16 protein-coding genes are annotated in these 19,413 nt (G+C 34.5%); 8 read left to right on the forward strand and 8 right to left on the reverse strand.

Annotated elements, in window-relative coordinates:
• Nucleotides 1–64: 64 nt before the first annotated feature.
• From B2Z27_RS11130 to B2Z27_RS11150, 5 genes are all read right to left on the reverse strand, one after another.
• Nucleotides 65–1,495: an SLC13 family permease gene (locus B2Z27_RS11130; RefSeq protein WP_286813710.1), complete on the reverse strand. Its 1,431-nt coding sequence runs from the start codon at nt 1,493–1,495 to the stop codon at nt 65–67.
• Between the two features lie 54 nt (nt 1,496–1,549).
• Nucleotides 1,550–3,241 (reverse strand): lysine--tRNA ligase, encoded by a 1,692-nt coding sequence (gene lysS, locus B2Z27_RS11135; protein WP_286813711.1) that lies wholly within the window; start codon nt 3,239–3,241, stop codon nt 1,550–1,552.
• Nucleotides 3,242–3,280: 39 nt separating this feature from the next.
• Complete coding sequence (locus B2Z27_RS11140; RefSeq protein WP_286813712.1) at nt 3,281–3,997, reverse strand: SGNH/GDSL hydrolase family protein; 717 nt, start codon at nt 3,995–3,997, stop codon at nt 3,281–3,283.
• A 95-nt stretch (nt 3,998–4,092) separates the two neighbouring features.
• Entirely contained in the window at nt 4,093–4,656 is a 564-nt protein-coding gene (locus tag B2Z27_RS11145; RefSeq protein ID WP_286813713.1) for a TlpA family protein disulfide reductase, read from the reverse strand.
• Between the two features lie 105 nt (nt 4,657–4,761).
• Nucleotides 4,762–5,814 carry a helix-turn-helix domain-containing protein gene (locus B2Z27_RS11150; protein WP_286813714.1) on the reverse strand — a complete coding sequence of 351 codons (1,053 nt, stop codon included), beginning with the start codon at nt 5,812–5,814 and terminating at the stop codon, nt 4,762–4,764.
• Nucleotides 5,815–5,910: 96 nt separating this feature from the next.
• Here B2Z27_RS11150 and B2Z27_RS11155 point away from each other — a divergent pair, with 96 nt between their 5' ends.
• Genes B2Z27_RS11155 through lipB form a run of 3 tightly spaced genes read left to right on the forward strand, consistent with a single transcriptional unit; the run spans nt 5,911 to nt 7,555 of the window.
• Nucleotides 5,911–6,066 (forward strand): YqaE/Pmp3 family membrane protein, encoded by a 156-nt coding sequence (locus B2Z27_RS11155; RefSeq protein ID WP_074669928.1) that lies wholly within the window; start codon nt 5,911–5,913, stop codon nt 6,064–6,066.
• An 11-nt stretch (nt 6,067–6,077) separates the two neighbouring features.
• A complete protein-coding gene (locus B2Z27_RS11160; protein WP_286813715.1) occupies nt 6,078–6,815 on the forward strand; it encodes a hypothetical protein in 738 nt (245 codons plus the stop codon).
• A 26-nt stretch (nt 6,816–6,841) separates the two neighbouring features.
• Nucleotides 6,842–7,555: a lipoyl(octanoyl) transferase LipB gene (gene lipB / locus B2Z27_RS11165; RefSeq protein ID WP_058105243.1), complete on the forward strand. Its 714-nt coding sequence runs from the start codon at nt 6,842–6,844 to the stop codon at nt 7,553–7,555.
• Nucleotides 7,556–7,585: 30 nt separating this feature from the next.
• Here lipB and B2Z27_RS11170 read toward each other — a convergent pair whose 3' ends face one another.
• From B2Z27_RS11170 to B2Z27_RS11180, 3 genes are all read right to left on the reverse strand, one after another.
• Nucleotides 7,586–8,278, reverse strand: a complete 693-nt coding sequence (locus B2Z27_RS11170) for a hypothetical protein (protein WP_058105246.1) — start codon at nt 8,276–8,278, stop codon at nt 7,586–7,588.
• Nucleotides 8,279–8,395: 117 nt separating this feature from the next.
• On the reverse strand, nt 8,396–10,849 hold the full coding sequence (locus tag B2Z27_RS11175; RefSeq protein ID WP_286813716.1) for a ribonuclease HII: 2,454 nt from the start codon (nt 10,847–10,849) through the stop codon (nt 8,396–8,398).
• Between the two features lie 42 nt (nt 10,850–10,891).
• Nucleotides 10,892–11,473: a ribonuclease HII gene (locus B2Z27_RS11180; RefSeq protein ID WP_071340244.1), complete on the reverse strand. Its 582-nt coding sequence runs from the start codon at nt 11,471–11,473 to the stop codon at nt 10,892–10,894.
• 207 nt (nt 11,474–11,680) lie between these two features.
• On the opposite strand from B2Z27_RS11180, the gene B2Z27_RS11185 reads away from it, so the two are divergent.
• The 5 genes from B2Z27_RS11185 (at nt 11,681) to B2Z27_RS11205 (ending at nt 19,387) form a co-directional block, all read left to right on the forward strand.
• Nucleotides 11,681–14,746 carry a SusC/RagA family TonB-linked outer membrane protein gene (locus tag B2Z27_RS11185; RefSeq protein ID WP_286813717.1) on the forward strand — a complete coding sequence of 1,022 codons (3,066 nt, stop codon included), beginning with the start codon at nt 11,681–11,683 and terminating at the stop codon, nt 14,744–14,746.
• A 20-nt stretch (nt 14,747–14,766) separates the two neighbouring features.
• Nucleotides 14,767–16,209 (forward strand): RagB/SusD family nutrient uptake outer membrane protein, encoded by a 1,443-nt coding sequence (locus B2Z27_RS11190; RefSeq protein ID WP_244745074.1) that lies wholly within the window; start codon nt 14,767–14,769, stop codon nt 16,207–16,209.
• A 14-nt stretch (nt 16,210–16,223) separates the two neighbouring features.
• Nucleotides 16,224–17,024: a hypothetical protein gene (locus B2Z27_RS11195; RefSeq protein ID WP_286813718.1), complete on the forward strand. Its 801-nt coding sequence runs from the start codon at nt 16,224–16,226 to the stop codon at nt 17,022–17,024.
• A gap of 152 nt (nt 17,025–17,176) precedes the next feature.
• Nucleotides 17,177–18,553: an aryl-sulfate sulfotransferase gene (locus B2Z27_RS11200; RefSeq protein WP_286813719.1), complete on the forward strand. Its 1,377-nt coding sequence runs from the start codon at nt 17,177–17,179 to the stop codon at nt 18,551–18,553.
• Nucleotides 18,554–18,685: 132 nt separating this feature from the next.
• The gene (locus B2Z27_RS11205; protein WP_091601940.1) at nt 18,686–19,387 is read left to right on the forward strand and encodes a hypothetical protein; all 702 of its coding nucleotides are present in this window, start codon (nt 18,686–18,688) and stop codon (nt 19,385–19,387) included.
• Nucleotides 19,388–19,413 lie beyond the last annotated feature (26 nt).

Below are 19,413 nucleotides of genomic sequence, written 5' to 3' on the forward strand. Positions count from 1 at the left end.
CTGAATTAGTCGATTATAAAGCCTTTGCAATATGCAAGGGCTTTATTTTTATAATAAATTCTTATTAAAATAAAAGAGGTAGAAAAAATTGAAATAAGAGGATCAGTAAGAGAACCGCTATAAGATTAAGAATTATTCCGGCGCGTGCCATTTCATGTACCTTAATATACCCGCTAGCGAAAACTATGGCATTAGGTGGCGTGGCCATTGGTAGCATGAAAGCACAGCTACTTGCAATAGTGATGGGAATAAGTAGATAGGTTATGGGCAGACCCAGCCCTATGGCTATTCCCGCAACAACAGGAGCTAATACTGCAACAAGAGCAACATTGCTCATTAATTCTGTCATAAATAGCATTAGAACGATCAATAAAGAAGCCGTAAGCAATATACTTAGGTTGCTTTCTGCGATAACTTGGGCAACCAAATCTACAATACCCGAAACGGACATGCCATTTGCCAGTGATAGACCACCGCCAAATAGTATTAAAATTCCCCAAGCCAGTTTTTGGGTGTCTTTCCATTCTAAAATAAAATCTCCTTTTTTTAGATTATACGGCAGTGTAAATAACGCTATAGCGGCAAAAATACTTATAAGGGTATCCGATAGACCTAAATTGGGGAAAATGGAATTGATCAATGTTCTGAACACCCACAAAAATATTGTGACTCCAAAAATGGATAAGACCATTTTTTCCTTCCCGGAAGTAGGTCCTAATTTATCCAGTTCCTCATGAATAATGGTTTTTGAAGCCTTAAATTTTAACCCCTGAGTAGGGAAAAAGACTTTTACGAGAACAAAGTAACAAATGGAAATCATGATAAGGGAAACGGGTAGCCCTATAGTCATCCATTTTAAAAATGATATTTCTATTTGATATTGGTTTTCAAGTAAACCTATTAAGACAGAATTTGGAGGGGTGCCAATAACCGTTGCAATACCACCCGCATTGGCAGAAAAGGCAATACCAAGCATTACACTTAAGGCAAAATTGCGATCTCTTGTAGTGAATCCGTCTTCATCTTCGATCAAAAGATTGATGACCGACATGGCGATCGGTAACATAACTACCGTACTTGCCGTATTACTGATCCACATGCTCAGTACGGCAGTAGCGATCATAAAACCTAATACTACCTTATTGGCAGAAGTACCGGTAAGTTTAATGATAGTGAGTGCTATTCTTTTATGCAGATTTACTTTCTCTAATGCCAGTGCCATTACAAAGCCGCCAAAGAATAAAAAAACGATGGGGCTACCGTAGCTTGCACCAACATCACCAATGGGCATAATCTTTAAAATTGGAAAGAGTAATAAAGGCAGTAGGGCGGTTACCGAAATAGAAACCGCTTCTGTAACCCACCATACAACCATCCATAGTGCAACGGCAATGACGGCGTCGGCATTATCTGAAATCAATACACTTGGTAAAAAAATGATTATAAAAAATAGTATAGGACCTGTAAACAGACCTATTTTACTGCTTAAGTTCATGCTGGTTGGTTTTGCCAGCTTCTAAACTACTATTTTTATTCTTATGGTAAATGGCTATTTTAATAATTCAACAAATAGAACATCGTCTTCCTTATAGATTTTTGCCAGTTGCTGTTTTGTAATCCCTTTAATGCCTTTGTCCCATGCTTTGTTGCTTAGATCTGCTTTGTTTTTAAGTGTGTCTAATTGCATTTTCTTTTCTGATTTGAGGATATCAAAAATTACCTTTTCATTATCGGATAATTGAAGAGGTTTCTTTTCTGGTCTCATTTGCGGGAAGAACAAAACTTCTTGTATAGATGCATTATTGGTCATAAGCATAACCAAGCGATCAATACCTATGCCAATACCAGAAGTAGGTGGCATACCATATTCCAGGGCTCTAAGAAAATCTTGGTCAATGAACATAGCTTCGTCATCACCTTTTTCGGACAATTTCAGTTGGTCTTCAAAACGCTCTCTCTGGTCAATGGGGTCATTAAGCTCAGAATAGGCATTTGCCAACTCTTTACCATTTACCATTAGCTCAAAACGTTCTGTCAAAGCAGGGTTGTCTCTATGCTCTTTGGTCAACGGGCTCATTTCTTTTGGGTAATCTGTAATAAATGTTGGTTGCACGTAATGGTGCTCACATTTTTCGCCGAAAATCTCATCGATCAGTTTGCCTACACCCATAGTTTCGTCGACCTCTAGACCTAATTTTTTAGCCGTTTCACGAAGCTCATCTTCTGGCATACCGGCAACATCAATGCCTGTGTGTATTTTTATAGCCTCTAAAATGGGTACTCTTGCATAAGGTGCTTTGAATTCAATTTCGTGTTTGCCTACGGTTACCTTAGTAGTCCCATTGGCGTCCATCGCAATTTTCTCCAATAATTTTTCAGTGGTATCCATCATCCAATTGTAGTCTTTGTAGGCTACATACAGTTCCATTACCGTAAATTCCGGATTATGGGTACGATCCATACCTTCGTTTCTAAAATCCTTTGAGAATTCATAAACACCATCGAACCCACCAACAATCAATCTCTTTAGGTAAAGTTCATTGGCAATACGTAAATATAAAGGAATGTTCAGCGCATTATGGTGCGTTAAGAAAGGGCGTGCCGTAGCACCACCTGGTATTGGTTGTAAAATTGGTGTTTCAACCTCTAAATAACCTTTGTCGTTATAGAACTCACGAATACTATTGGTGATCTTGGTTCTTTTAATGAATGTTTCTTTGACCTTTGGGTTCACCACTAAATCTACATAACGTTGACGGTAGCGTAATTCTGGGTCATTGAACTCATCATAGACCTTGCCTTCTGCATCTTTTTTTGGTAATGGTAAAGGTCTTAGCGATTTGCTCAACATGGTAAACTTCTTGACCATAATGGTTTTTTCGCCTACTTGGGTAGTAAATAGGTCACCCTCAATACCGATAATATCACCAATATCCAATAATTTTTTATAGACATCATTGTATAAAGACTTATCATCACCTGTACAGATTTCATCTCTATTGAAATAAACTTGAATACGGCCGGAACTATCTTGTAGCTCGGCAAAAGAAGCTTTACCTTGAATTCTACGAGACATGAGTCTACCGGCAACAATAACCTGTTTACCTTCCTCATAATTAGATTTAATGCTTGCCGATGTAGCATTTACAGGGTATAAAGCAGCTGGATAAGGATTGATACCCAATGCTCTTAGTTTTTCTAATTTTTCTCTTCTGATAAGCTCTTGCTCCGATAATTGCATGCCGTCGTTTATTTAGCTGGCAAATATAATCGATATGTATTAATCTTTCAATCTAGAACGTACTAAAGGATAGAGTCTTTCAACAAATTTTTCATATGCAGGGGCAGAAGGGTGTAAACCATCATTTGCTACCAATTCAGGTTCATTTAAACCTTTTCTGGTAATATCGGTAATATTTAGAAACGTAACTCCTTTGGATTTTGAGGTAGATTTGGCAAAATCATTATACCTGTCAAGTTCCCTTGAGATTTGGTCATTACCGTTACTTTGGCCAAAAGGCGTATAAAAGTAATCTGGAATTGAAAGCACGACTACTTTGTTAGAATCATTACCCGCAAGACTAATGGCTTTATCAATTAATCTTACAAATTCTGTCTCATATTGAGAAAATGGTCTAGATTGAAATTGATTGTTTACACCAATAAGTAGCGTGACTAAATTATACTCGGCAGATGCTCTACCACCAATTGATGCCAATAATTGATCGGTTCTCCAGCCGGTTTGTGCAATAACAGTAGTATTGACCTTATAGTTTTTATTTTCTTCAATAGTGGAACTCAATTGTTTTGGGAAGCTGTCTTCAAACGCAACGCTTTCTCCAACGGTATAACTATCGCCAAGAGCCAAATAGTTTATGGTTTCTTGGTTGTTTAGATCTTCTGAAATAGGTGCGGATCTAATATCTTCGGTTTGGCTGCAAGATGGTAATATAGTAAACAGAAGACCTATTAGCGGTATAAGGGATAACTTGTTCAAGTATTTCATAATTATCTAACGTAACAATAGTTGTAAAGGTTTTAGTTAATTATAAAATACTCGATTAATCATAAGCTAGATGATATCAATTGTTGTCAGTCAAAATGTAATGATGTCCCATAATTGGGTACGTAGACTTGTTGGGTAATAATCTTTAAAATGTCATCTTCTAAACTGGTGATGGGAGTTTCAATAATTCTATTTATTTCTCTGCCATTTTTATAAAAAATAAAAGTAGGAACTCTTCTAATGTTTAATCCCCACTCTTCACCTTGTGGACTTTTTTTATAGGCTTCTTTTCTTTTGTCAAGGGCAATGATTTTTAAGTTTTCATTAGGGTATTCAGCTTGCTCCAGAATTTTTAAAAATCGCGGAACCTCTCGTTTGCTATCACCACACCAAGTGCCCATAAATATTAATATTTTGTAAGCGTTTAAGTGTTTTTTAATGAGTTTTATTTTTTCGGTATCAGCTTTATAGTTGCTGAAATTAGGAAGATACCAAGTTTTATAGGTGTTTGCGGAAAGAGCTTCGGGTGTAATTTTGCCAAGTAGAAATGGTTGTTGATTCTCAATATGCACTTCTTGGTTGATTTTTTGAGAATTGATTGTAGTAGTGTAGCTTAAAATAAATGCAATAATTAATAAGGAAAATTTCATGATCTATGATTTTAGATTAGATCTGAAAATTCTAGAAATTATTAGGGAAAATTAGGTTTTAAGGGGTGGAAATGGGGACTAGACCCAGGGTGGAGATTTATAGGGTTATTGAAAACGTTGCTTTATTTCATCTCTTGTGCTTGCCCCCAATTTCTTGTAAACGTTGTTTATGTGTGTTTTTACGGTGCTAACGCTAATAAACATGTCATTGGCAATTTCTTTGTTGGTTTTGCTCTTAAGAATTTGGGATACTATATTTTGTTCCTGCTCTGTAAGTTTGGTCAAAGGTGAAATTTGTAGTTTTGTTTTATCTTTTTTTGATTTTAGAATTAAAAAGATATTGAACCCGATAGAAATAACAAGTAAAAACGGCAATACCCATTGCCATAGTTTGGCTGAAGGGTCTTTACGGTCAGCAATTTGTTGGTCAATCGCTATTTCGTTATTATATAATGTAGTCAGGTTAATTTCTGGGTATTTAGAACGTAAACGATTACCTAGAGATGTATAATAATCCGAATTGTTGATATCATCTAAGTAATAGGAGTAAGTATCATTTTTTCTATCGGATAAAAAGCTATAAATATATAATTCTGCCAGTGGTTCATTTAGGTTAGCTCCATAATCTTGCAAAGAGGAAAACCATTTTTTTGAGTTTAATTTTTTACTTGCATTACTTCTAAATTCATTGAATTCATATGCCATTTGTTCTTTTAGAACATCAATGTCCAAAAACATAGAAGATGAAGAATTAGTGGAAGAAATTTCACATAGCGTCTCATTGTCAAATGATGTCGGAAACATAATGGTGTCGGTGTTTTTGGCAATGAACAATATACTTTTGCTGTATTCACAACTACCAAAAAAATGATCGGAATTAGTGCCAAGATCAGAACATTCATCCACGTGTATTCTATAAATCCTGTTTTGGTCCATTAAATTATCTCCGCTAAAATTAAAATAGCCCAAAGAATCTGTTGTACTCTTCTTTAAAATCTGTTCCATTGAAATTTTGTCGAACTTTCTGTAATCTTCAATAATGGAAAGGTATACAGTTTTGCCAAACTGTTGTTCTGCAATTTGACCTTTAAAGCTGTATTGTGCGGCACAATAGGAAAAAGAAAATAGCAGGTAAATTAAAAATAACTTTTTAGGCATTGGTTAAATAATGATAGTTTTTAAGATCGGTTTTTGTAACAAAGTGGTTATACTTGCGACGTATAAGGTACATCAATCAATCAAAATAATAATCAAATGAGTTTAATTCGCGTATTGCTCGCCATTTTTTTTCCTCCTTTAGCGGTTTTGGGCAAAGGTTGTGGTTCTTTTCTAATTGTTTTACTTTTAACTTTTTGCGGCTGGGTGCCTGGCGTAATTGCCGCATTGGTCATTTTGAACAATCCTAATTAGAAAAATCTTTCATGAAACTTTTAAAAACCTTCACTGCTGTTTTAATAACAGTATTCTTTGTTGCCTGTAATTTTACAGAAGAAATTTATTTTAATGAAAATGGCTCAGGCAAAATGAGTATTTCTTTTGATGGGGGCGAAATGTTGCAAATGTTGCCAGAAACAGATTCTACAAAATTGGAAAAGGCTATAGACTCCACTTTGGTATTTAGAGATTTGTTGATAGAAAAGAAAGATAGCATAGCTAAATTACCTTTAGAGGAGCAAGAAAAATTAAAAAGATTAGAGCCTTTTAAACTTCATATGAACGTTGATCCGGATAAAGGAATAATGAATTTTGATATGTTTACTGAATTCAACAAAGTATCAGAAGTCAATGATGCATTTAATTCTTTTCAAAGTGCAAGTTCCATTGGTCCCATTGCTGGGGGTAATGCTATGCCGGGTGGTGCTCCAGAAGAAGCAACAAAGGTCAACTATACTTTTAAGAAGAACAAATTCAAACGAGAGACAGTAATTCTTGATCAAACATTATTTGAAAGGAGCATAGATAGTTTAGCAGGTGCAGAAATGTTTTTATCTAGCTCTACATATACATTTAAGTATCATTTTCCAAGACGTGTAAAATCTACCAACATAGAAGAAGCTACATTTTCCATGGATGGAAAAACTATGGTACATGAAGTTAATTTTCTAGAAATGATGAAAGACCCAGAATCTATAGTCATTGAAGTGGAATTAGAGAAATAGGCTATAGCTTTTCGTACCTTTGTAAAATGAACAAGAAGGTACAAGTACAAGATTTAGGTCTTAAAGACTATAAAGAAACTTGGGATTATCAGGAACAGCTATTTCAAGAGACGCTTGATCTTAAAATACGCAATAGGAGAGAAGAGTTGAACTTAGAAACTCCCAATCATTTTCTTTATGTTGAACATCCCCATGTGTATACTTTGGGAAAAAGCGGAGACATTTCCAATCTTTTGGTAGATGAAAAAGTTTTGGCGGATAAAGGAGCCACTTTCTATAAGATTAATAGAGGAGGGGATATCACCTATCATGGTCCTGGACAAATAGTAGGTTACCCCATTTTAGATTTGGATAACTTCTTTACGGATATACATAAATACCTTCGTTTTTTGGAAGAAATGGTCATTTTGACTTTAAAGGAGTATGGATTGAAAGCGGAGCGCTCGCCTGGTGAAACAGGTGTGTGGTTAGATGTTGGTACTCCGTTTGCACGCAAAATTTGCGCCATGGGTGTAAGAGCATCGCGTTGGGTAACTATGCATGGTTTTGCGTTAAATGTCAATGCTGATTTAGGTTATTTTGATTTAATGATCCCGTGCGGAATAAAAGGTAAGGCGGTTACTTCTTTAAACGTGGAGTTAGGTAAGAAAGAAGTTAATTTGGAAGAAGTGAAGCAAAAATTACTAAAGCATTTTCAAATACTTTTTGAAGCTGAGGTAAATGAAAAAACCGAGGTGTAAGCCTCGGTTTTTTTATATTTTGACATAAGGCTATTTGCTGTGTGCAGTAAGTAAGGTACTGCTCATAAGGTCTCCATTTTTCTTATAAGTTTCTTGTTTAACCATACCCACACCTTCTGCAAGCCACACTCTAGAAGGGTATACTTGGTTTGCCATCATCATTTTTGATCGGTTTTCACTGTATAGTACGTAACAGTCATAAGTGCCAGCAGGAGTACTGATACTTTCTTTTTTCTCTACATTTCTATTGGTCATGTCAACGGTCATATTCATATTTATACCGCTCATACTAATTTTCATGGCAACATTGGCATCGTTAAGTTTTTGGCCAACGCTAAGATCATTTGGTATTTCTATATCATTACCCGATATTTCAATATCCATATCGCCATACTGTTCCATCATTTCAGAGGGTAGAAGAGATTCGTAATCTAGGGTTACCATGTTTCCGGTACACGTTAAATTGTACGTGGTACTATAAGCGTCCTTCCCTTTGTTATCTTTCAGGTCTATAGCCATGGTGGCATTAGTGACGTTTCCGTTATTTATGGCCTCTACGACCTTATATGAGCTTACACCCTCTACTTTTCCTTTTTTATTATAATTAGTGTATTCCATAGAAACACCTTCGTTCATGGGGTAGAATTTACTACAATTATCTTGAGCGATAGAGGTGGTGATACAAGTTAAAAGGGCAAGTGTAAATAATAATTTAGTTTTCATTTTATAATAGTTAAGGTTCTGAATTATAACTATTTAAATTTATGAAAATCCTAAGAATTATGTTGATTAAATGTATGGTCGGTATATAAATGTTTGTAGACCTTAACTTTCGGTGTGTTATCGTATTTTATAAACCTTAATACTATTTTCCTGATCCTTGAATACAAGTTCGGGCTTTTTGTTTCTGTTCATATCTGCCATATCAATGACGGAATTACCAAAAATCGGAAAATTTGGTATGGCTTCGGCTTGACTGTCAAACATGTATATTTTCTGATTTTGAATATCCGTTACAGATACATAGATTTTATCATTGAGGTAGAAAATAACGGGCTTGGTATAAACCCCTAACTCAAGTTCAACCTTTTTGTCTCGTATTTGTAAAATATTGTCGTTCATTATGGCTAAAGTTCTAGATGTGGCATCTATACCGTGATCTTTGTCTAGATTTAGATTGCTCGATGAAATTTTTCCTTGAGAGTCAATTTGGTATAAAATACCATCCATCGAGGTAAAAGTAAATTTGTTTTGGTATAACCTAATTTCATTATCGGAAAATGAAAACTTGTTTTTTATGTTTATCCTGGTTTTGCCAACTCTATTTAATATTTTTAGTTTGCCATTATCAAGTTTAAGAACAATGTAGTCTTTTTTTCCAATTCTAAAATGTTGGGGAGAATTTAGTATGTTGGCTTCGGCAGTATCATATGTAAATCCTTTTACTGTTTTACCTTCATTATTGTACATATGTACTTTTTTGTTTTGTGTGACTATGAATCTATAGTTTTTATTTCCTTCGTAGTCAAAAACCGCTAGTGGATTAAGGTTGCCGCCAGAATAGTTTATTTTAAACGGTTTTACCTCTTTTCCATTTCTGTCTAAAATTAAAAACTCGTTGTTTGTAGTAAATGCCAATTGTAATTTACCATTTTTGAAAAGATCTACTTGGTGTACTTTTCCTTGAACTGTACCATCTAACTGTTTCTTCCAGAGAATCTTGCCGGTATTGGAAATTAAATAAAGTATATTCTCTTGATCCTGTACTATAATTTCTTTTCTACCATTATTATGGTTGGTTACAAATTGGGGCAATGTTGCAAGGTCAGTATTAAATTGAATTTCAAATGCTTGTGATACTGTGTTTTGAACATCTTCATTAGTAACCTTTTTAATTAAGAAGTTAGTGTGGTAGAAACCATTATCTGCGATAATCTGTGATGCAAAAACATAATCTTTTAAATGACTATTGCTGAACGAACTACCCAAGGTTTTAGAAACCGATTCGTTTAAGAAGGCAGCGTTGCCCTCAAAATTAGAAATTGAAAGCACACTCGATGATTGGGTAAGGTTGGTTTCAATGGTTTTATATATAGGTGTCTTATCAAAGGTGTCTCCAGTCTTTATTTTAGAAATGGCTGATTCTAGTGTGGTTTTAGATGTTGAAAAAATAAAGGTGTTTTCGGTAATACTGGCGAAGGTGAATGTGATATCACCAATTAAAGGTTGTATTGTTGCAAAAATAGTATTGTCAGAATGTAGTTCCCATATTTCATTACCACTAAATTCTTCAGTACTTACTTTTTCGGTATTTAAATAGTCAAGTAAAGTAGCGGTACCATAAGTTTTTAAAAACAGCATTTTTTCTTGGTCAATTTCGGTAATGCCAATTTCCTCAACAGTACTTAATAGTGAATCTAAAAGTTGGGTGGGGTAGTTGTTTAGCGTTTTATTTTCAATGAATTTATTGAATTCGTCAAAACCAAATGAGGTTATGTATTTGCTATTACTAGGAGCCAAATTCCAAACTTTGTTCTCTATAGGTTTTATATTATTGAATAATGATAAGTAATATTGATTAAGGTCATTTGGCTGTGCTATGCCGCTTAAAATTAATTCGTTACCATGCACAGTGGCGTCAAGTGTTAACCAACTACCAAAATTGGAGACCTTTTGGTCTTTGCCTAAAAGATTGTTAAGTATTGTGGTTCCTTTATCTATATCAAGCCAAATGTTAATGAGCTTTTCATGGTTGGATACTTCGTAAAGTTGTTTAAATGAACTGTTTTTTTGAGGTGAGTTTACAGAATTAATGTTTTCTTGAAGTAGGTGTTGAGAAGAGCACATAATCCAGAAATCATTAAGATATGTAGTGTAGAATATTGCATTATCAACTGTGTATTTTGTAACCGTGTAGTCGTTGAAAGTGAGGTCCTCTTTACTTTTACTGGTTAGTTCTGCCCAGTTATCTATGGAGAGACTATCTTTTGTTATAAAGGTGTAATCTATATTTAGGCTGTCAACGGAGAGCGCAACCAATCCGTTTTTTTGATTGGATAAAAGACCTAAGTCTTTAAGGGTGTTCTTTAATGTAGAAAATGGTTTATTCAATGTTAAACCGTTTAGAATTTCATTGGAAGAAAATTCATTTTTAACCGATTCAAAATCATTGATTTGAAATATTAAGCTAGCGTTTTCAGGTATTACCTTTAAAGGTGAACTATCGTTCTTTTTTTTAGAAGTACAGCTATAGCAAATAAAGGCAATAACTAGGTATGCTAGAAAAGGTCTCATGAATAGAAATTTATACAAAGTTATACTATTTGTAAAACTATATCAGTTGTTTGGCAAAAGCTTAAAACTTGTTCTGTGGTACTTGGTTATACCATATTTTTTAATTGCTTCTCTATGCTCTTTGGTAGGGTAACCTTTGTTCTTTTTCCAGTTGTACATAGGGTATTCTTCATGCAATTTCAGCATATAGGCATCACGTGCTGTTTTTGCTAAGACAGAAGCTGCAGCTATACTCAAATATTTAGAATCACCTTTGACAATGCAGGTATGGGATATTTTTTTATAAGGTTTGAATTTGTTGCCGTCAACAATGATATGGCTTGGGATTTGCGATAATTTGGATATTGCATGGTGCATTCCTAGAATAGAAGCATTTAAAATATTGATGTCATCTATGATCTCTGGCTGTATATGGGCAATTCCAAAACAAATGCAATCTTCCTTTAATAATGGCTCTAAAAGTTGTCTTTTGTGTTCTGATAACAGCTTTGAATCTGTTAAAATTGAATTCTCGAATGTTTCTGGCAGAATTATTGCTGCAGCGGTCACAGGTCCCGCTAAACAACCTCTTCCCGCCTCGTCAGTACCGGTTTCGTTAATATTTTTGTAAAATTTAAGAAGCATTATGTTTTTTTTAACTTAAAATTTTGAATTTTAAATATTGAATTATTGTTAAATAATTGTTTTATTTTCAACAAAATCGATGAAATACAGAATAAAAAATAATAATAAGTGTTTTTTTAACATATAACTTTTTTGGGTTAAGATAGCTTTTGGAATACTAAGCAAATTTTTGGACTTTTGGCGCAAGCTAATTCAAAAACAAATTTTATGAAACAGAAGTTGACGTGGATGTTGACGCCTTTATTGGTGTTCTTCATGACATTTTCCTTTGCACAGGAAAAAACAGTGACCGGTGTTGTAACCGATCAAAGCGGTTTGCCTTTACCGGGAGTGTCTGTTGTAGTTGTTGGTACAACGAACGGATCTCAAACAGATTTTGATGGTAACTATGCCATTAACGTAAATCAAGGCGAAAAATTAAGATTCTCTTATTTAGGTCAAAAAACAGTGACGATGAGTGTTGGAGCTTCCAATACCATTAATGTACAATTGGAAGAAGATGCTGAGGCATTGGAAGAAGTTGTTGTTGTAGGTTATGGTTCTAGGTCAAAAGAATTATCTACATCGGCGATCTCTACTGTATCTACTGAAAAGATAGAGGCTTTTGTTCCTTCTACTAGTATTGATAACATTTTACAAGGTCAAGCCGCGGGTGTGCAGGTTACAGCTGCTAACGGTAGACCTGGTAATACGGCATTCGTACAAATTAGAGGTGTAGGGTCGATCAACGCACAAACTACTCCGTTATATGTAATTGATGGTGTGCCTATTCCGATTGACACAGAAAGGGATTTCAATCCAATTAGTAACTTGAATCCTAGTGATATTGAGACTTTCTCAATTTTGAAAGATGCGGCTACCGTTTCTAAGTATGGTTCTCGTGGTGCTAATGGTGTTGTTTTGATTACCACTAAAAAAGGTAAAGCAGGTGACGCAAGAGTTAAGTTCTCTTCTTCTTATGGTTTTGGTGAAATGATCCCTAATAATTTTGATTTGATGAATGCATCTCAAAAATTAGAGTTGGAGCGTCAATACGCTGCCTTGGGTGTAGGTGCTGCCGGTAGTATGCCTGGAGCAAATGCAACTCCTGAAGAGTTGGCTAGACTAACTGCATTAGATACAGACTGGCAAGAAGCATTGCTTAAGAATTCTGTTATCCAATCAAACAATCTTTCTGTTTCAGGTGGTGATGAAAAGTTAACTTATTATTTATCATTAGGATATGATAAGAACTCTGGTATTATTGAAAATATTGATGGTTTTGAAAGAGTGTCTGCTCGTTTAAATACGAATTACCAAGCAAAAGATTGGTTGAATATTGGGGCTAACGTTTCGGTTTCTCGTAGTACTACAGATTTACCAAGGGATAGAAACAATGTACAGAACCCTTTTAGAGCTATGTATGATTATAACCCATATGATCCATTATTTTTAACTAATGATGATGGCTCTATAGTTACTGATGCTCAAGGTGATAATGTTTATAATCCTACAAGATCAGGTTTTCCAATTGCGCTAGCATTACAAACAGAACCGGAAGATACTAGAAACTTATTGTTAATTGGTAACTTAAGCGCAGGTATGACGTTTGGGGAGAAATTCTCCAATAATTTTAGTGTTGGTTTAATTAGCAATAGATATAATAGAACATCTCGTTCAATCGCAGGTGGTGTCTTAAATTCAATTGTAGGTTCTGCTGCTTTTCCAGGAACTCAAACAGATAATTTAAATGTAGATTTCGAATATAATGTAAATAACGTATTTACGTATTCAGATACATTTAATGGTCTTCATAATCTTTCTGCTAGTTTCCTATTGGAATATAATGAGAATATTGCTACAAGTATGTTTGCTTCAGGTAGAGGTTTTCCTTCTCCAGATATTCCATATTTAAATGTGGCTGCAGAGGCAACTTCTGTAGGTTCAAATGAATCTAGAAGAATTTTATTTTCTCAAGGTTTGTTTGTGGATTATGATTATGATGGTAGATATATTGTTTCTGGTTCTGTAAGACGTGATGGTTCTTCTAGATTTGGTCCAGATAATAAATACGGTTATTTCTACAGCGGTAGTGCGGCATGGAATATTGCTAACGAAAGTTTTATGGAAAACTCTATTTTCAATACGTTGAAATTAAGAGCATCTTACGGTACTTCTGGTAACCAAAACATTGGTGATTTCCAATACTTAAACTTGTTGGATTTTGCAAATACGTATAATGGTCAAACAACTGCTTTACCGGTAGGTGTGGGTAACCCTCAAATTCAGTGGGAGTCTCAAGCTATTTTTGATGTAGGTGTTGAATTCGGTTTATTTAACAACAGATTAAATGGTGTAGTTGATTACTTTAAAAAGAACTCTCAAGATTTATTGTTAGATCGTCCAATTTCTTATACAGTAGGGGATGAGAACAACTCTATCTTCTCAAATATTGGTGAGTTGCAAAACTCGGGTATTGAGGTTTCTCTAAGTGGAGATGTTATCCGAACTCAGAACTTTAAATGGACTTTAGGTGGTAACATAACCTTTATTGATAATGAGGTTGTTGAATTGGTAGATGGTGAAGATATCATAACAGGTACATTTGGAGATAATATTTTACGTGTAGGAGAGGAAATCAATTCTTATTATGCAGTAGAGTACGCTGGTGTAAACCCAGCAAATGGTGCGCCTTTATACTATGATTTAGATGGGAATATTACTGAGGAATTTAGTGACGGTTTTCAACAAATTCAGGAAGGAAAATCTCCTATAGCGGATTTTGAAGGTGGTTTCTACACTGCATTTTCTTATAAAGGATTTGGCCTTAGAGGTGATTTCGTTTATAAAGGTGGAAACTACATCTATAACTTCCAACGCTCAGAGGGTATTGCTATACAAAATATTGATGCTAACCAAAGAGTTGAGGCATTTAACTATTGGAAACAACCGGGAGATACTGATGTATTGCCTAGTCCTTTATATCAAAGTACTGCTGATCAAACTTCAACAAGATTCTTGGAAAAAGGAGATTACTTAAGATTACGTACAGTAACTCTTGATTACAACATGCCTAGAGATATGATTGACGGTATTGGTCTAAACTCTTTAAGATTTTTCGTGTCAGGACAGAATTTATTCACGATCACTGATTTTAATGGGGATCCAGAGGTAGGTTTAGGTTCTGCGGAATCAGGAGAGCCTGGAGATACTGGTTTCGTGCCAGGATCATTTAACCTATTTAGCTATCCAAACACAAGGTCTTATACTTTTGGTGTTGAAGTAGGATTTTAAAAACAAAAAAAAAGTTAGAAATGAAAAATAATATAAAAATATTAGTTCTTTTGTTTTCGTTCGGATTCTTTATGTCGTGCGATGACGAGTTGAATGATTTACAACCTTTCGTAGAAGGTAATCCTGAAACATTCTTTAATAGTGTTTCGGCATTCCAAAATGGTGTAGATGGTGCTTATAGACAATTGTGGAATTATTATTCAAGTACTGGTTCGGGTTTACAGGGTATACCGGACATACTTTCTGATAATGTAATCATTGCACAAACAGGTAGACGTTCTAATCAGGATTATTACAATTATAGATATGTTGCAAGTACAGGTGGTGCAATAGATTTATATTGGAGTGAAGCTTATGAAGCTGTAAACGTTGCCAATTTGGTAATTGCTCAGATTGATAACCTTGGTGATGGTGCAGATAAGGATAACATTTTAGGGCAAGCTTTAGCAATTAGAGCTTGGGCTCATTTTGATTTGGTTAGGGTTTATGGTAAAATACCAACACAATCTGCAGATGCTAACGCTTCTTTAGGTGTTGTTTACCTTAAAGTTGAAGATGGCGATACAGAGGATCCTTTTGCAGAGCCTGCTAGAGAAACCGTTGCGAGTAATTACGCTGAAATCATTGGTGATTTGGAAAGAGCTAGTCAATTAATTGGGGATGATAATGGAGAAGGTAAACTGAATAAAGAAGGTGTTTACGCCTTACTTTCTAGGGTTTATCTTTATAATGGCGAATACCAAAAGGTTATTGATGCAGCAAATGAAGTAAGTGTTCCACTTGCTACAGCTGAAGAATTAGAAGGGCTTTACACAGATGCTAATGAAGCAGGTATAGTGATCAAATTGGCTATTAATACTACTTCGGAGAGTAGTGGAAATAATGTAGGGGTATTATATAGCCAAACTACATCTACTGCCGATGTTCTAGAGTATGCTTTTGATTTTGATTTTTATAATAGTATTGATGAAGATGATCAACGCTTGGGTGTAATTTCTTATATCGGGGAAAATGGTGGTAATCAATACAACGCTATTAATAAGTTTCTTGGCGAAACAGGTGAAGTTAATGGTCGTGTAGATGTAAAAGTTATTAGAGCTGCTGAAGTATTATTGAATAAAGCGGAAGCGCAATATGAATTAGGTCAAGATGCATTATCTACATTGAACGAACTTAGAGATTTAAGATACGTATCATATGATGGTGGTGAATCAGGTCAAGCATTAGAAGATGCCATTCAATTTGAAAGAAGAGTTGAATTGTCTTTTGAAGGTCATAGATTTTTTGATTTAAAGCGTCGCAGTGAGCCTGTTGTTCGTTCTACTATGGGAGATATACTTGATGGTTCTGGAACTCCTCCAGATTTTCCAACAATTGATGCTGACAATTTTAGATTTCAATTGCCTATTCCTATAGCGGAAATCAATGCTAATCAAAACATGGTTCAGAATCCTGGATATTAAAAACTAGTATAATTATGAAAAAATATATTTTAATAATAGCGGTACTATTTGCTTTTGTTTCTTGTGAAGAAGAGAATATAGTATTTGATAGTGAAAATGGTCAAACATTGGCCAAGTTTTCGGCAAGTTCTATTTTAGTGCCAACTCCTACTGAGGGTGCATCAATTAATGTAGATGTTTTTGTTAGTACCAAAACGGATAGTGAAAGAACTATTTCCGTTGAGGTAGATCCATCTTCAACAGCAACTTCAGACCAGTATACTATAAGTGGTTTAACAATTCCAGCTGGAGCTTTCGGGTCAACGGTTACTATTACAGGTAATTTCGATGCTTTACCAGAAGAAGGCAGAGTAAATCTTGTTCTTAATTTGGTAGACGTTTCTGGATCAAATGATATTGTCATAGAAAATTCACCTCTAAATTTAGAATTTTATAGAGAATGTCCTATTGCAGCTGGAGAATGGACTATTAATATGACTGACTCTTATGGAGATGGTTGGCAGACAGATACAGCTACTGGTGGTTCAGGTTTAACCATTACTTTAAATGACGGTACTGTTTTGGAAGTTGGACTTTGTTCTCCTTATGGTAGTGCTGCGGGTACATTTTTAGGAGATGGCGAATGTACACCTAATAATGGTTCAGAAGGAATAGTGACGATTACGATACCTGAAGGTACTGAATCTGCAGAGTGGTTCTTTCCAGGAGACCAGTATGGTGAAATTGGATTTGAAATTATATCTCCAAGCGGCGAAGTTGCTGGAGGTTATGAAAGTGCAGATGCAGGTTTACTTACAATAGATTATTGTAAGTAAGATTTGAACTTTTGTTTAAATCCATAATGATATAAATACATCATTATAATATTTCTAAAATCAGGCTGAAGCAATTTAGCCTGATTTTTTTTTACCTTTTACTAAAGTTTAGATTAATAGAACGACAGAATAGAAAACCAATTTAACTTGTTATGAAACATAAATTATTTATTAGTGTATTAAGTTGCCTTTTGTTAAATAGTATTGCATGTTCTTCAGATAATGAAACTGTTAATAATATTGAAGAGATGGAAGAAGAAGTTGTAGAAGAGGAGTCAGAATCAGATGATCCTGTTCAAACGGTTTATCCTCTAGAAGGGGAAACAGGTAATGTGTTATTGTATGATAATTCTTTGTCCAAGGAAGGATATGTTTTATTTAATGAAGCTACTGACGATCGGGTGTATTTAATGGCAAAAGATTCTGCTCAAATTATTCATGAATGGCAATTGGAATTTGGATTGGGTAATGATGTGGAATTATTGTCAGACGGTAAATTATTAGCTTCATTAGGTGTAGAAAGTCCAGATTTTAGCTTTGGAGGTTTTGGGGGTATCATTCAGCTAATAAACCCTGATAGTTCAATTGATTGGGAGTATATATTGGCAAATGAAGAGCATATTATTCATCATGATGTAGAAATGTTGCCTAATGGAAATGTATTGGCCATAGTGTGGGATCTAAGACTTCCCGATGAACTTGACGCCATAGGTTACCTTGGTGAAGAGGAAAAAGTGTATACGGAATCCATAATAGAAATAAACCCAGCTACAAATGAAGTTGTTTGGAAGTGGGATTCTTGGGATCATATCATTCAGGATACAGATAGTTCTAAACCGTATTTTGGTATTGTAGCAGATAACCCTGAAAAAATCAATATTAACTTTATAGATGTTTTAAGAGAGGAAACAGGACCAGATGGAGATATAATGCATGCTAACGGATTAAGTTATGACAGTAATAAAGATATAATTTATTTAAGCGTAAACTATTTTAGTGAGGTTTGGGTTATTGATCATAGCACAACAGCAGAGGAAGCCACAGTTGATTCTGGTGGTAATTATGGTAAAGGAGGTGATTTAGTTTATCGTTTTGGAAATCCTAGTGCTTATAATAATGAGAGTGGTGAACGATTGTTTTACAATAATCATTTTCCCAATATTTTACAAGATGGTTTACCGGGTGCTGGAAATATTTTAGTATATGCTAATGGAAATGGGGACACTAAACAATCTATAGTTTATGAATTTAGCTTACCTGCGGAATTGAATTTAATTCCTAATGAAAACAATGAACCGGAAACTGTATGGCAATACACTAGAGATAATCTATATTCAGCTAGAGTTTCAGGAGCCATTCGTTTAGATAATGGCAATACATTGATAACTTCTGGTTCTATGGGTGTTATTGAAGTAACTAATGAAAAAGAGGTAGTTTGGGAGTTTGAGGGTACTGGATTCTATTGGAGATCTTATCACTATAATCTTGATAGTTCTGCTATTTCTTTTTTAAACAGTGATATGCCTTAACCTGTAAAATTAGCAGTAGAATGGTCCTATATTAATTTGTTATAAAACTATATATTTTAAGTTTTTAATAACAGTTTTTAAACACGGCAATTCATAATAAACATTTAAATTGTCCCAAAATCAATGCATAAAATGAATAAAATTTTAACGGTAATTTTCATTGCCACTTTTGTGATCAACAACGTAAATGGACAAAATGCTTATTCTCCTGTTCCTGAAGAAGGAATAGTTAATTTTGTTACCAGCAGTACGGAAATAGAGCCTAGTAAGGCGAAAGGAAGTCCGTATTTAAATGAAGAATTTGTACACGGTGAAGTTATCGTAAACGAAAAAGTCGAGGAAGTAGGTAAAATGAGATATAATGCCTACAGAAATGAAGTAGAAATTTTAGATAATTTATCTAAGGATTCCTATTACTCACTACTTAAAAGAGCATATATTAAAGTTGAGATAGACGGCAAGTTATATCGTATTTATACTTATGTAGATAATGATAAATCTATTAAAACTAGCTATTTCACAGAGTTGAATGAGGGACCTTTAAAATTGTTGTTTAAACCTGAAGCCTTATTAAAGCAGGCGCGTACTCCTAGTACCTCTTATGAGAAATATTCTCCACCAACATATGTATGGAATAGTTCTTATTATATATTAGACAACAGAAATAAGGATTCTGAAAATCACGCAGTTAAAGTACGCTTAACAAAAAATAATATTTTAGATTTTACAGGGAGTAAGAAAAATGAAATGAAGTTATATGTTAAAGAAAAGAAATTAAATCTTAGAAAAGAACAAGATGTAATAGCATTTCTTAACTACTTTAATTCTTTGTAATAGCATTTCAAAAATTAAATAAAAAA

It is taken from the genome of Maribacter sp. UBA3344, assembly GCF_002362375.1.
Taxonomy (GTDB): Bacteria; Bacteroidota; Bacteroidia; order Flavobacteriales; family Flavobacteriaceae; genus Maribacter; species Maribacter dokdonensis.

Bases quoted from the DNA above. Each gene is read 5' to 3' on its own strand.
- B2Z27_RS11205 (WP_091601940.1), top strand. From the start codon at position 18,686: ATGAATAAAATTTTAACGGTAATTTTCATTGCCACTTTTGTGATCAAC.
- B2Z27_RS11175 (WP_286813716.1), bottom strand. From the start codon at position 10,849: ATGAGACCTTTTCTAGCATACCTAGTTATTGCCTTTATTTGCTATAGC.
- B2Z27_RS11160 (WP_286813715.1), top strand. From the start codon at position 6,078: ATGAAACTTTTAAAAACCTTCACTGCTGTTTTAATAACAGTATTCTTT.
- B2Z27_RS11170 (WP_058105246.1), bottom strand. From the start codon at position 8,278: ATGAAAACTAAATTATTATTTACACTTGCCCTTTTAACTTGTATCACC.
- B2Z27_RS11195 (WP_286813718.1), top strand. From the start codon at position 16,224: ATGAAAAAATATATTTTAATAATAGCGGTACTATTTGCTTTTGTTTCT.
- B2Z27_RS11200 (WP_286813719.1), top strand. From the start codon at position 17,177: ATGAAACATAAATTATTTATTAGTGTATTAAGTTGCCTTTTGTTAAAT.
- B2Z27_RS11185 (WP_286813717.1), top strand. From the start codon at position 11,681: ATGAAACAGAAGTTGACGTGGATGTTGACGCCTTTATTGGTGTTCTTC.
- B2Z27_RS11150 (WP_286813714.1), bottom strand. From the start codon at position 5,814: ATGCCTAAAAAGTTATTTTTAATTTACCTGCTATTTTCTTTTTCCTAT.
- B2Z27_RS11130 (WP_286813710.1), bottom strand. From the start codon at position 1,495: ATGAACTTAAGCAGTAAAATAGGTCTGTTTACAGGTCCTATACTATTT.
- B2Z27_RS11180 (WP_071340244.1), bottom strand. From the start codon at position 11,473: ATGCTTCTTAAATTTTACAAAAATATTAACGAAACCGGTACTGACGAG.
- B2Z27_RS11155 (WP_074669928.1), top strand. From the start codon at position 5,911: ATGAGTTTAATTCGCGTATTGCTCGCCATTTTTTTTCCTCCTTTAGCG.
- lipB (WP_058105243.1), top strand. From the start codon at position 6,842: ATGAACAAGAAGGTACAAGTACAAGATTTAGGTCTTAAAGACTATAAA.
- lysS (WP_286813711.1), bottom strand. From the start codon at position 3,241: ATGCAATTATCGGAGCAAGAGCTTATCAGAAGAGAAAAATTAGAAAAA.
- B2Z27_RS11145 (WP_286813713.1), bottom strand. From the start codon at position 4,656: ATGAAATTTTCCTTATTAATTATTGCATTTATTTTAAGCTACACTACT.
- B2Z27_RS11190 (WP_244745074.1), top strand. From the start codon at position 14,767: ATGAAAAATAATATAAAAATATTAGTTCTTTTGTTTTCGTTCGGATTC.